Source organism: Gemmatimonadota bacterium (assembly GCA_026706345.1).
GTDB lineage: Bacteria > JAAXHH01 > JAAXHH01 > JAAXHH01 > JAAXHH01 > JAAXHH01.
In genome coordinates, this window is record JAPOYX010000172.1 from 1 (window position 1) to 12,350 (window position 12,350).

A 12,350-nucleotide genomic window follows, 5' to 3' on the forward strand; every position below is an offset into this window, starting at 1 on the left:
ATCTTTGTATGACCTGTATCGCAATTAGTACTAATATCTATTTATTTGTACAATCTGTCCATGGCAATTGTACAACACTCTTTTCATTTGTACATTGGTGTTTTTGCTCCATTCTAGCCCGATTTATAGCTCCTGGCCTCAAATTCCATCGTTTTCCCCTCCAAAACCCTACTTCGCATAATAGATATTATGTAAATCTATTTCGCCTCTAATCCGGTTCCCAGAGGGTCAGGGGGTGGCTCGAAACTACCTCGAAAACCCGATTTTCGGCCTGAAACTCGCGTTATTCAGTACTTCATTCTTACCGAGATCGGTTGAAATCCAGTTCTGGGCTCTGTTCGCCGACCTATTTTGTCGTTTCATGCTTGTTTTTGACCTTTGTACAAAAAATATACATTCTGTACGGTTGATCCACTGGATATGTACAATAATAACTCTAGTTGTACGGTTTCTTCTTGGTTTTGTACAAAATTATTATTAATTGTACGAGCCGCATGAACACCGGAACTCCGACCACGATACTTGTGTCCTACTGAACGTCACTGAACCGATCATCCGGTTTCCAGAGAATCATAGCTCCAGTCATCCAGCGGGGTGAGTTGAGAACTATCGAACTCGAATCCGACCCCGAAGGGACTCGTGGTGACGCTCTCCATGTTGATCCGGCCCTGGCGGATATTCATGCATGGAAACCCATCCGCGTGCAAGCTGAACAGGTCCGGGTGGCATTTCACCATCATTTCCTGTATATCTTCGGGCCAGACGGTGATGCCCTTGAAGTAATGATGGCTGTTCCGTTCGGTATGGTCAACCCCTAATGTCGCCAGCACCGCGAGGTCCTGCGCCAGGGCAACCGGCGCTATGTTGGACAGATCCTCGCTCGTCAACACGTATTCACGTTCCGGATGAAGATTCGACAGGTATTTCAAATAGGCCGCGTTGGACAGGCCCTTGAATACCCCTTTGCAGTTCTTGTAACTCGTACCCGCATATCCGATGTCGACGGCCCTCTCCACGTCGCCTATGTCTCCATCCGATTCATCGATGATGAAGGGAGGACGGTCCGGCCAGGCCTGGAAGTGCCGCCTTACTTCTTCGTCCAGCGCGATGTTGCGGTGAAGGGGCTGCTCAATGCAGATCAGCCGCCGCAGAAACCCGGTCAGACCGCGGTCCGCCCGCAGTGCTTCCCAGAAAGACCGGAACGACTCCATGTCGCCGTAATTCTCATTGCCGTCCAGGGTGAAGGCGTAGCGGTCCAGGCGCCCGCCGATGATCGCGGCCGTCTGCTTCAGGCGGCTGAAATCCCGTGCTTCATCGCCGAACAGCTTGATCTTGAAGTACGTTATGCCATAGGAATCGATGACCTCGTCCAGCGATTGGGGCAACCCATCGTTGCACAGCTCTTCCGCCGGTATATCCGGCCTGGTCAGGGGGTCTCCCAGTCCAACGGTATGGCGCACGCTGGTGACCGTTATCGGGGCGTCGGGCAACACGTCGGCAGGTTCCAGGCCCTTCAACTGTCCGTTGAACGCGTCAAAACGAATGCCGAAGGCGTTGGATCGCAGGGCCTGGCCGAAATTAGTGCCCTGTAAGCGGCAGAAAGCCTCTATCATGGCTCTTTCCACCAGGCTCGTGCCCAGACCCCACAGGAGGGGCGCAAATCCTCTCCCGGTGCCCCAGGATTTCTGTTCCCGGTATAACTCCTGCCAGAGTGTGAACAGATCGGAAACGGGTCCAATGGTCAGCGCGGCGTCGCCGGCGTGACGTATGACGGCGATCATGTCCCCTACTTCTTCCTCGAGGGACGTCTCCGGGTTCTTCGTGAACCACTTCGGGGGGAGATGGTCGGCCGCGTAACCCTTTCCAGTCCGGCCGTTTACCTCGAGTACCATGCCGAGTACCAGGTGCGGCACGGCGGTCATGGTCGATATGCCGAATTTGAAAGGCATGCGCGTGCGCATGTTCTGGATGCGAAGGTCGATCTCTTTGATTCGGATCATAGTTTCTCGCCTGCTTCCTGCCCGCTCATCCTGCCTGGCATGAACGAATCAGCTCCTGCTCTTGATCATTCCGCTCAGAAGCGCCACGACGACCGAGATGATGAACGATGCGATCAGGGCGTCCCAGAAGCCCCCCACGTCGAACCCGTTGACCAGCCACGCGGCCAGGGACAGCATGCACGCGTTGATGACGAGGAGAAACAGGCCCAGCGTGAGCATGCTGATGGGCAGGGTTAGGAGGACGATGATGGGCCGCACGATCGTGTTGATGAGGGCCAGGACGAGGGCCGCGATGACCGCGGTGGTGACGGAATCGACCTGGATGCCGCTGTACACGTTGGTCACCAGGAGAATGGCCAGGGTCGTAAGAATCAGTCTCAGTAACATAACGATTTCCGTTCGTGCCGTTTCCGTTCGTGCCGTTTCCGTTCGTGCCGTTTCCGTTCGTGCCGTTTCCGTTTCGCGCCGCGGCTGGAGCCACGCCCGGCTTACGCGTGGTGCTATCTTCCCGTGTGGCCGTATCCGCCCGCGCCTCGCCCGGTTTCGTCGAGGCGGTCGACCTCTTCGAAGACGACGGATGGCAAGGCGCCGATGACAAGCTGGGCGATCCGCTCCCGGTCGCTGACCCTGTACGGCTCATCGCCGAAATTAAAAAGAATCACCTTGATCTCTCCACGGTAGTCCGAGTCGATCGTGCCCGGGCTGTTCAGCACGCCGATCTTGTGTTTGAGCGCCAGGCCGCTCCGGGGACGTACCTGCCCTTCGTATCCCGGAGGCAGCGCGATGGCGTATCCCGTCCCGATCAATTCGAGCTGTTTTGGCGCGATTTCCACGGGCTCGTCGACACAGGCGTACAGGTCGAGCCCCGCGGATCCGGGTGTCATCCTCCGCGGCGCCGGATGAACACTGTCGGGCCGGGTCGAGGCGATGGGTATGACGACGGGGGTGTTCATGGGCTGCTCCCGGCTACGGTTCATGGGCCGCACAAAGAGCTGCTCTCGGCCTGCTCTAATTGGCCACTGGTCACCGGCTCACGGACTATTCAAAGGGCTGCGCACGGACCACTGAAAATGGCCGTCGCTCACGGGCCGCTCAAAAGGTGCTTACAGGTCACTCACAGGGCGATATCGTCTTCCGACACGGGACCGACGGCCGCCAGGTACGTGTTTTCCGGCGTGAAAACCGCCTCGGCCAGTTCGGTAATATCGGCCGTGGTCACCTCTTCCAGCTTCCGGACGGTCTCGTCCACGCTGGAATAGGCGTTATCGTAAATTTCCGCCCTGGCGAGCCGGTTCATCACGCTGCCGGACTCCTCCAGCGACAGGTACAGGCTGCCGGTCAGTTGAGACCGCGTATCGCGGAGTTCCTCCTCCGGGACGGGTTGCTCGCATAACATCCGGCACTCCTGCCGGATCAGGTCGATCGTACGTTGTGCGTCCTTCGGGTCCACACCGGCATTGATGCAGATCTGGCCGGTATCCCGGTAGAAATCCAGGTCCGAATAGATCGAGTAGGCCAGGCCGGCCTCTTCGCGGATCTTTTGAAACAGCCGCGAGGTCATCCCGCCGCCCAGCAGGGCGTTCAGCAGGAACAGGGTGTACTTCGATGGATGGCCGTAGGGCAGGGCGACGCCGCCCAGGCAGAGATGTACCTGGGCTATGTCCTTGCTCAGCACCCGCTTGTCAAGCCGCCTCGGATCGATCCGGACGTCCGGATCGGCATCCGGAACGCCCCCGGAGAAATTGTACTGGTCACGTACGAGATCGACCAGGGCCTCGTGATCCACGCTGCCCGCCGCAATAACGTATATGCGATCGTTCCGGTAACGGGCTGCAAGGTAAGCGACGAGGTGATCTCGCGTGAAGGACGAGACGGAGGGCGCGTTGCCCAGGATCGGCCGGCTCAGGGGATGGGGCCGCCAGATCAGATTGGCGTAAAGCTCGCTGACCAGGTCTTCCGGGTTGTCCTCGAGACCATGTATCTCCTCGATGACCACCATCTTTTCCTTCTCGATTTCATGGGGGTCGAACTTCGAGGACTGCAGCAGGTCGCCGATTACGTCCACCGCGACGGGCAGGTGGCTGTCCATCACGCGGGCGAAGTAGCAGTTGAGTTCCCGGCCGGTAAAGGCGTTGAGGTACCCGCCCAGGCTTTCGATGCTCTGGGCGATCTGGTACGCGTTGCGCTTCTCGGTGCCCTTGAATACCGCGTGTTCGAGAAAATGGGCGATTCCGGGCTTCTCGGCGGGTTCGAATCGCGTGCCGGACCACACCCATATCCCCATCGTCACGGAACGGACGTGCGGCATGTACTCCGTAACCACCCGGATGCCGTTGGGAAGCACGGTTTTTCTGGAACGGTCGGTGGATTCTGGCAAGGGAGGGCCGTACAGGATAGATCGCCACCATGGCGCCGGATCGGTTGACACCCCGGTTGACCCCATGGTGGCGGCGTTCGGATCCTTCGCTCCGTCTAATTCGCGGAGAGCACTTGCTTTCGACTCAACTTGACTTTGCCCTGATCATCGATATTGATGATCTTCACGGTCACCTCGTCGCCTTCGTTGGTCACGTCCCGCATGGAATTCGTACGATGGTTTTCCCATTCGGAAATGTGCACCAGGCCGTCCTTGCCCGGAAGGATCTCCACAAAGGCGCCGAAATCGACGATCCGCTTCACAGTACCCTGGTAGACCTTGCCGATCTCGGGCTCTTCCGTCATGCTTTCGATGATCTGCTTGGCCTTTTCTCCGGCGGCCGCGTCTACGGCGGCGATCGTTATCGTTCCATCGTTCTCGATATTGATCTGGGCGCCCGTCTCCTCCTGGATGCCGCGCACCACCTTGCCGCCCGGACCGATCACGGAACCGATCTGGTCCTGCTTGACCTGAACCGTCAGAATGCGTGGGGCGTACTCGGACAGTTGCGGCCGCGTTTCCGCGATGGTCTCGGCCATCTTGTCCAGAATGAACAGCCGTGCCTCCTTCGCCCGGGCGAAGGACTCGCGGATGATCTCCTCGTTCACCTCCATGACCTTGACGTCAAGCTGCACGGAAGTGATGCCCTCGCGCGTGCCGGCGACCTTGAAATCCATGCCGCCCAGGTGATCCTCCACCCCCTGGATGTCGACCAGGTACTGCGGCTTGGGATCGTCCGGGATCAGGCCGATGTTCACCCCGGCGACGGGGCTCTTGATCGGAACGCCCGCGTCCATCAGGGACAGGGTCGCGCCGCATACCGTGGCCATGGACGATGAACTGTTGGATTCCAGGATCTCGGAAACGATGCGAATGGTATACGGGAATACATCCTCCGAGGGGATCACGGGTGCGATGGCGTGCTCCGCCAGCGAACCGTGCCCGATATCTCGCGGACGGGGTCCCCGGGCCATGCGTACCTCGCCGACGCTGTACGCCGGGAAATTGTAATGCAGCATGAATGACTTCAGCGAATCGCCTTCGAGATCATCCTGCTTCATCTCGTCCTGCTTGGAACCCAGCGTCGTCACGGTCAGGCTCTGAGTCTCGCCCCGGCTGAATATCGCCGACCCGTGCGTCCTCGGCAAGACTCCGACTTCCGACCAGATGGGCCGGATATCATCCATGCCCCGGCCGTCGACGCGCACGCCTTCGTTCTTGATCATGTCGTGCATGTCGGCGCTCTGCACGTCCCGCACCAAGTCGCGAATAATGTTCTCGCTGTCCGGATACGCTTCCGCCAGTTGCTCGACGGCCAGGTCCGCGGCCCGGCTGAAACAGTCGCCACGCGCCTGCTTCTCGCGCGTCCGGTTTCCTTCTTTGACCAGGGGCAGGGCGATTTCGCGCACTTTGTCAGCGAGTACGGAATCCGTCTTCGGCGAATCGTATGTACGCCTTTCGGGCGCGCCCACCATCTGGCGCAGTTCTTCGATCTTGCCGATGACCGCCTTGATGTTTTCGTGGCAGAGCATGATCGCGTCGGTCAGGTCTTCTTCCGATATCTCATGGGCACTGCCTTCCAGTGACATGATGTGATCCGGCGTGCCGGTCACGACGAAATCCAGGTCGCTTTCCTCCAGGTCGCCGTAGGTCGGATTAACGACGAATTCGCCGTCCACCCGCCCCATACGGATCGCGGCCAGAGGCGCCTTGACGGGAATATCCGAGATGTGCAGGGCCGCCGCGGCGCCGATAACGCCCAGGATATCGTGGTCGTTTTCCATGTCCGTCGACAGCACGATTATGGAAACCTGCGTCTCGTAGAAATAATCCTTGGGAAACAGCGGCCGAATGGCGTGATCCACCTGGCGCCCGCTCAGGATTTCCTTTTCGGACGGAGGACCTTCTCTCCGCAGCCGTGCGCCGGGAATGCGTCCCGCCGCGTACATTCTCTCGCGATAATCCACCATCAACGGAAGGTAATCTCTTCCTTCGACGAACTTGTTCTCTGAAACGACATTGGCGAGAACGACACTCTCCCCATACTGCACCCACACCGATGAATCCGCCTGCTTGGCGACTTTTCCGGTTTCGAGGGACAGCGTTCTTCCGGCCAGTTCGAGCTCAACACGATGTGCCATAATACGAGTTTTTCTCCTTGAAACGTCAACAGATGGCTACTGTGCCATCAACATCGGGTCCTATCCGCTTACCCGCGGATACCCAGTTCCTTGATCAGTTTACGATACCGTTCGATGTCGTGCCTGCGCAGGTAGGTGAGCAACCGGCGACGGCGCCCTACGATCTTCAACAAACCGCGCAGCGAATGATGATCCTTCTTATGGACCTTGAAATGCTCCGTCAGTTCGGTAATCCGCGCGGTCATGAGGGCGATCTGCGCCTCGGGAGACCCCGTGTCCTTCTCGTGACGGCCGTGTTCGGCAAGGATCTGCTCTTTCTGTTCTTTCTCAATGCTCACTAAACGATCTCCTTAAAATGGATTGACTGTGATCGACGGCTCTTCGCGGACCAAAGGGCCCGCCAGTTTCGATCACGCTTTCAACATATTGTATGTCGTATGCACGTCCTTTGTAATCTGGTCCTTGAGGGCTTCGACGGACGGGAACCGCTTCTCGTCCCGGATCCGCTCCACGAATTCAACCTCGATCGTCCGGTTGTAAAGGTCACCATCAAAATCGAGTATATGTACCTCGCAGTGCTCACGGCTCTCTCCGAACGTGGGCCGCGTCCCGATGTTCATCACGCCGTTCATCGCCTTATCGTCCAGATGCACCCGCACCGCGTAGACGCCCCGCTTCGGAATCAGCGCATGGGGGTCGTGCGCCGCCACGTTCGCGGTGGGAAACCGCAGCTGCCTGCCCCGTCCGTCCCCGCGGACCACGGTGCCCGCAATCACGTAGGCATGGCCGAGCAAGCGTTCGGCGGCCTGGATCTCTCCCGCGGAAAGGAGGGCACGAATATGACTGCTGTTTACGGAACTCCCTTCCATTTGTATCGGTTGAACCACCTGGACGGCGAAACCGTACCGCGCGCTCAGCCGCTCCAGCAACAACCGGTCTCCCCGTCCGTGCCTTCCGAAATTGTGGCTGTAGCCAACGATGATCTCCCGTATATCCAGCGCATCCGCATAGGTCGCTTTAACGAAAGATTCCGCCTCGATCCGGGCAAACTCGTCCGTAAAGGGAATGACGAGTACGGCGTCGATTTCATACCGCGACAAAAGCGCCAGTTTCCGGCTGGTCGGCGTCAGGATCGGCAGGGACGGCTTCCTGCCGACTACCAGCTGCGGATGCGGGTCGAACGTGACGACCATGCAGGGGGCGCGCAACGCGCGCGACCGGTCTATCGCCTGCTCGATAATGGCCCCGTGCCCCCGGTGTACCCCGTCGAAGTTGCCCGCGGCTATCACGGCCCGGGGACAGCGCCTCGCCGCGTCTTCCACGGAGCGAAGGACCGTCGTCAACCTTCGTCTTCCCCTCTCTCCGCCGTAACCCGGTCTACCTGACCCTCCGGGTTCTCTTCCGTGTGTTCGATGCTCCTCATGACGTTCGAGATACGCTGTGCGTAGTCGAAGGACTCGTCGTATCGGAAGATCAGTTCCGGAACGTGCCTCAGTTTGATCCTCCGTCCGAGCTGCGTCCTGATGTACCCCCTGGCCCTTTCGAGTCCCTCCAGGCTGGCCTCCTGATCCGCCTTGGATCCGAGCACGCTGAAGTAGATCCGGGCGTGTCTCAGGTCGATGGACACTTCCACGGAGGTCACCGTCACGAATCCGATACGGGGATCCTTCATTTCATGCTGAATGATCTGGCTGACTTCCTGCTTGACCAGGTCAGCCACCCGTGCCGTCCGGCGGTGTGCCATGTCCGTCTCCTAGTACCACTCGAACGCGTGATCCAGGACCTGCAGCCTGGGCTCGGCGTGCACGAGATTCAGGACCTGCTGCAAGGTCCGGTCGACGTATCCTTTCTCCTCGGACACCATGGCGAGCCCCAGGGTCGCCCGCTGCCAGAGCGACTGGTGGTCCACCTCGGAGACGGACACGTTGAATCGGTTCCGGATCCGGTCCTTCAGTCCCTTGATCACCTGCCTCTTGGCCTTCAGCGAGCGGCTTTCGGGAAGAAAGACGTCGATCCGGCAAAGCCCCACGATCATGGTTCGCCTAACGCGTCTGGAGTTGCCTGGCGACTTCCCGTGTCTCGTAGACCTCGATGGTGTCGTCCTGCTTGACGTCCTGGAAACCCTCGACGGTCAGGCCGCATTCAAACCCGGACTGCACCTCGCGGACGTCCTCCTTGAACCTCCGCAGGGAACCCACCGTGCTTTCGTAGACGACGATCCCGTCACGAATGAGACGGATGTTCGCGTTACGGGTCACGTTGCCCGACTGCACGTAACATCCCGCGATGGTGCCCACGCGGGGCGCCCTGAATATCTCCCTGACTTCCACCACGCCCACCACCTGCTCTTCGATATCGGGTTTCAACATGCCTTCCAAGGCGTCCGTGACGTCCTGGATCACCCGGTAGATGATGTCGTACAGGCGGATATCGACCTTTTCCCGCTCGGCAAGCGCCCGCGCCTGGGCGTTCGGCCGCACATGAAATCCTATGATGATGGCATTCGACGCGGTGGCGAGCAGGACGTCGGATTCGTTGATGGCCCCGATGCCCGTATGTATTATCCTGATTTTGACTTCGTCGTTCTCCAGGCGCAGCAGCGAATCGCTCAAAGCCTCCACGGATCCTCCCACATCGCCCTTGACGATTACGGGGAGTTCCTGGATTTCACCTTCCTTGATCTGGTCGTAGATGTCCTCGAGGGTGATGGGCTTGGCCTGGCGGAATTCGTGCTCCCGGCGCATCTGCCGGCGCCGCGAACCGATCTCCCGTGCCAGGGACTCCGACTCCACGACGGCGAAGGCGTCTCCGACCTGGGGCATGCCTGAGAAACCCATGATCTGCACGGGGGTGGACGGGCCCGCTTCCGCGATCCGCGCGCCCCGTTCGTTGAGCAGCGCCCGTACCCGGCCGCTGAACTGGCCCGCCACGAAGGGGTCGCCGACCTGCAACGCGCCCTGCTGAATGAGGACGGTGGCGAGCGTGCCCCGCCCGCGGTCCAACTCGGCTTCGACCACGACACCCTGCGCCCGCCGGTTGCGATTCGCTTTCAGGTCGAGCATCTCCGACTGGATCAGCACCATTTCCAGGATGTGGTCCACGCCCAGTCCGGTCAGGGCCGAAACCTCGCAGGCGATGACGTCGCCGCCCCAGTCTTCCACCAGCAGTCCGTGCTGGCTCAGCTGTTCCTTGATACGGTCCGGACGGGCCGTTTCGAGGTCCATTTTGTTAAGGGCGACGATGATGGGTACTTCGGCGGCCTTGGCGTGATCAATGGCCTCGATCGTCTGCGGCATGACCTCCTCGTCGGCCGCCACGACCAGGATGACGATGTCGGTCACCTGCGTCCCCCGGGCGCGCATGGCGGAAAAGGCCTCGTGGCCCGGCGTGTCCAGGAAAGTGATCTGGCCGCCCTCCAGGTCGACTTCGTACGCTCCGATGTGCTGGGTAATGCCGCCGGCCTCGCCGGCGTTCACGTTGCTTTCCCGGATGTAGTCGAGGAGCGAGGTCTTGCCGTGGTCCACGTGCCCCATGATGGTGACGACGGGGGGACGGGACTCGAGGACGGCGTCGTCTTCTTCTTCGTCTTCTTCGATGTACTCCAGGCCGTATTCGGACTGCTCCTCGACGTCATAGCCGAATTCCGCGGCGACGGTCATCATGGTATCCATGTCCAGCCGCTGGTTGATGGTGATCATAAGGCCGAGCTGCAGGCATTTCGATACGACTTCGGTGGGAGACACGGAAAGATGCTCGGCAAGTTCGCCCGCGGAGATGAACTCCGGAACGCGTACGAGGTTCGCGGACTCTTCGTCCGCTTCCCCCTCTTCCCGGTCGCCGCGGCGGCGCCGGCGGCGTGTCCGGGTGCTGTCCATCTGGGCAATAGTCCGGCGTACGCTGGCTTCCACTTCCTTCTGATCGACCTTCGCCTTCTTTTTCTTCTTGGATCGACGCCGACGTCCGCGGCCCTCGCTATCGCCTTTTTCCACCTGGGCGGAGGGCGTTTCGTCCTTCTTGGCCGCCGGTTTCGGTTCGGCCTTCTGCTTGCCCCGGCTCGGGCTGTCCTTCACCGCCTTCGCCTTGGCGGACCGGTCCGACGCGATTTTCTTCTTGCGGTCCTGTTCCTTGCGGGCCGCCAGTTTTTCTTGCTCGAACCGCATGTTGACGTCGAGGACCATCTTTTCGTCCATGACGCTCATATGGCTCTTGACCGTGTGGTTCAGATCGCGGAGCATCTGGACGAGGGCGTTGCTTGATATATTGTATTGCTTTGCTACTTCGTAGATTCTCTTCGACGCCATACGCTTAAACGTTTCCTCTATTCTTGCCGGATGTCCCGGCCGGCTTGGTCTGGCTCGGTTCGGCCTGGTCCACAGTTCGGTCTAGCTCGGCCTGGCCCGTTCCGGTCCGGCCTGGCCACCCGCCGGACAAGCTTTCTTCAGCATGCCGCTCGCGAAATGCCGGTCCAATATGGACAGAACTACTTTGGGCGCGCTGTTCAGACACGAGCCCAGTTCCAGGCTGGAATGACATTCGAGCACGGGAACGCCCCGGGAGCCAGCCAGTCTCCTGAAGGAGCGTTTCGTCCCCTCGGAGGCATCCTCGGCCAGGATGACCAGCCGGGACTTGCCGCCGTGAACGGACTTTTTAACGGCCTCCGTACCTCCCTTTACCTGGCCCGCGCGCACGGCGAGACCCAGGAGGCCGGTCACCGACGGATGAACGCTTTTCGTCAAACCTGCAGGTCCTTTACGCTTACTGCACCGCGGTCATGATCTTGTCGGCCGTCACCCCGCCGATCCCGGAGATCTCCTGCAGGTCGTCGGCCGTGGCCTGCTGCAGGGACTCCACCGTCGTGTAGCCGGCATCTTCCAGCTTCTGCCGCAGTTTCTCCGATATGCCCTCTATCTCCGCGAGCGACCCGGCTTCGTCCGTGTCGGAATCATCCACGCCGAAGGTCTCGGAAATGAGCTGCTTTTCGAGATCCGACCGCTTGATCAGATCGATATTCCACCCGGTGAGCTTCACGGCGAGCCGGGCGTTCTGGCCGGCTTTTCCGATAGCCAGCGAAAGCTGGTAGTCCTCGACCACCACGCGCATGTCCTTCTTTTCTATGTCCAGGATCTGGACCTGGGCCACCTCGGCGGGACGCAATGCCTGGGTAACGAAGGCGGAGGGGTCGTTGCTCCACGGCACGATGTCGATCCGCTCGTTGTTGAGCTCTCGGACGACCGCCTGGACCCGCGTACCCTTCATGCCCACGCACGCCCCTACCGCATCCACCCGGTCATCGTGGGACAGGACGGCGATCTTGGACCGGTCGCCCGGTTCCCGCGCGGACGCCTTGATCTCCACGATGCCTTCGTGGATCTCCGGCACTTCCATCCTGAACAGGAGCTCCAGGAAAGCCTCGCAACTCCGCGAGAGAATGACCTGGGGGCCCTTTATGGCATTCTGCACGTCCAGGATAAAGGCGCGAATGGTCTCGCCCTGGCGGTACCTTTCCCTTCGAATCTGCTCGCGCCACGGAAGCAGCGCCTCGGTGCGCTCGATCTTGACGATGATATTGCCCCGGTCCACCTGCTGGACACTGCCGATCACGATTTCGTTGACCCGGTCCTTGTACAGTTCGAAGACGTTTTCCCGCTCCGCCTCCCGGACGCGCTGCACGACGACCTGCTTCACCGCCTGTATCGCGTTGCGTCCGAACTCTTCGAAGGCCAGCTCCTGTTCGACCCGACCGCCGACTTCCGCCTCCGGGTTGATGCCCTGCGCGGCCTCGAGGGTGATCTG

General features: G+C 60.0%; 12 protein-coding genes. All 12 read right to left on the minus strand.

The genetic code is table 11. From position 1 onward, the window contains the following. Window positions 1-551: 551 nt before the first annotated feature. On the minus strand, window positions 552-2,000 hold the full coding sequence (locus OXG98_11420) for a hypothetical protein (GenBank protein MCY3772612.1): 1,449 nt from the start codon (window positions 1,998-2,000) through the stop codon (window positions 552-554). Between the two features lie 48 nt (window positions 2,001-2,048). Continuing rightward, window positions 2,049-2,387 (minus strand): phage holin family protein, encoded by a 339-nt coding sequence (locus tag OXG98_11425; protein ID MCY3772613.1) that lies wholly within the window; start codon window positions 2,385-2,387, stop codon window positions 2,049-2,051. Between the two features lie 113 nt (window positions 2,388-2,500). Next, a complete protein-coding gene (gene dut, locus OXG98_11430) occupies window positions 2,501-2,953 on the minus strand; it encodes a dUTP diphosphatase (GenBank protein MCY3772614.1) in 453 nt (150 codons plus the stop codon). A 161-nt stretch (window positions 2,954-3,114) separates the two neighbouring features. Further along, window positions 3,115-4,377, minus strand: a complete 1,263-nt coding sequence (locus OXG98_11435) for a pitrilysin family protein (protein MCY3772615.1) — start codon at window positions 4,375-4,377, stop codon at window positions 3,115-3,117. A 95-nt stretch (window positions 4,378-4,472) separates the two neighbouring features. Then, window positions 4,473-6,557 (minus strand): polyribonucleotide nucleotidyltransferase, encoded by a 2,085-nt coding sequence (gene pnp, locus OXG98_11440; protein ID MCY3772616.1) that lies wholly within the window; start codon window positions 6,555-6,557, stop codon window positions 4,473-4,475. Window positions 6,558-6,625: 68 nt separating this feature from the next. Beyond that, window positions 6,626-6,895 (minus strand): 30S ribosomal protein S15, encoded by a 270-nt coding sequence (gene rpsO, locus OXG98_11445; protein ID MCY3772617.1) that lies wholly within the window; start codon window positions 6,893-6,895, stop codon window positions 6,626-6,628. Between the two features lie 72 nt (window positions 6,896-6,967). Next, the gene (locus OXG98_11450; protein MCY3772618.1) at window positions 6,968-7,900 is read right to left on the minus strand and encodes a bifunctional riboflavin kinase/FAD synthetase; all 933 of its coding nucleotides are present in this window, start codon (window positions 7,898-7,900) and stop codon (window positions 6,968-6,970) included. Beyond that, on the minus strand, window positions 7,897-8,301 hold the full coding sequence (gene rbfA, locus OXG98_11455; protein MCY3772619.1) for a 30S ribosome-binding factor RbfA: 405 nt from the start codon (window positions 8,299-8,301) through the stop codon (window positions 7,897-7,899). The genes OXG98_11450 and rbfA overlap by 4 nt, the downstream gene beginning before the upstream one ends. A gap of 9 nt (window positions 8,302-8,310) precedes the next feature. Beyond that, window positions 8,311-8,592 carry a DUF503 domain-containing protein gene (locus OXG98_11460; protein MCY3772620.1) on the minus strand — a complete coding sequence of 94 codons (282 nt, stop codon included), beginning with the start codon at window positions 8,590-8,592 and terminating at the stop codon, window positions 8,311-8,313. 7 nt (window positions 8,593-8,599) lie between these two features. Further along, complete coding sequence (gene infB / locus OXG98_11465; GenBank protein MCY3772621.1) at window positions 8,600-10,858, minus strand: translation initiation factor IF-2; 2,259 nt, start codon at window positions 10,856-10,858, stop codon at window positions 8,600-8,602. Window positions 10,859-10,939: 81 nt separating this feature from the next. Next, window positions 10,940-11,293 carry a ribosomal L7Ae/L30e/S12e/Gadd45 family protein gene (locus tag OXG98_11470; protein ID MCY3772622.1) on the minus strand — a complete coding sequence of 118 codons (354 nt, stop codon included), beginning with the start codon at window positions 11,291-11,293 and terminating at the stop codon, window positions 10,940-10,942. 19 nt (window positions 11,294-11,312) lie between these two features. Then, the coding region (gene nusA / locus OXG98_11475; protein ID MCY3772623.1) for a transcription termination factor NusA at window positions 11,313-12,350 on the minus strand (1,038 nt) is incomplete at its 5' end.

Excerpts from the sequence above, each read along its gene's own strand:
- OXG98_11420 (MCY3772612.1), bottom strand. The coding sequence starts at position 2,000 with ATGATCCGAATCAAAGAGATCGACCTTCGCATCCAGAACATGCGCACG.
- OXG98_11425 (MCY3772613.1), bottom strand. The coding sequence starts at position 2,387 with ATGTTACTGAGACTGATTCTTACGACCCTGGCCATTCTCCTGGTGACC.
- dut (MCY3772614.1), bottom strand. The coding sequence starts at position 2,953 with ATGAACACCCCCGTCGTCATACCCATCGCCTCGACCCGGCCCGACAGT.
- pnp (MCY3772616.1), bottom strand. The coding sequence starts at position 6,557 with ATGGCACATCGTGTTGAGCTCGAACTGGCCGGAAGAACGCTGTCCCTC.
- rbfA (MCY3772619.1), bottom strand. The coding sequence starts at position 8,301 with ATGGCACACCGCCGGACGGCACGGGTGGCTGACCTGGTCAAGCAGGAA.
- OXG98_11460 (MCY3772620.1), bottom strand. The coding sequence starts at position 8,592 with ATGATCGTGGGGCTTTGCCGGATCGACGTCTTTCTTCCCGAAAGCCGC.
- infB (MCY3772621.1), bottom strand. The coding sequence starts at position 10,858 with ATGGCGTCGAAGAGAATCTACGAAGTAGCAAAGCAATACAATATATCA.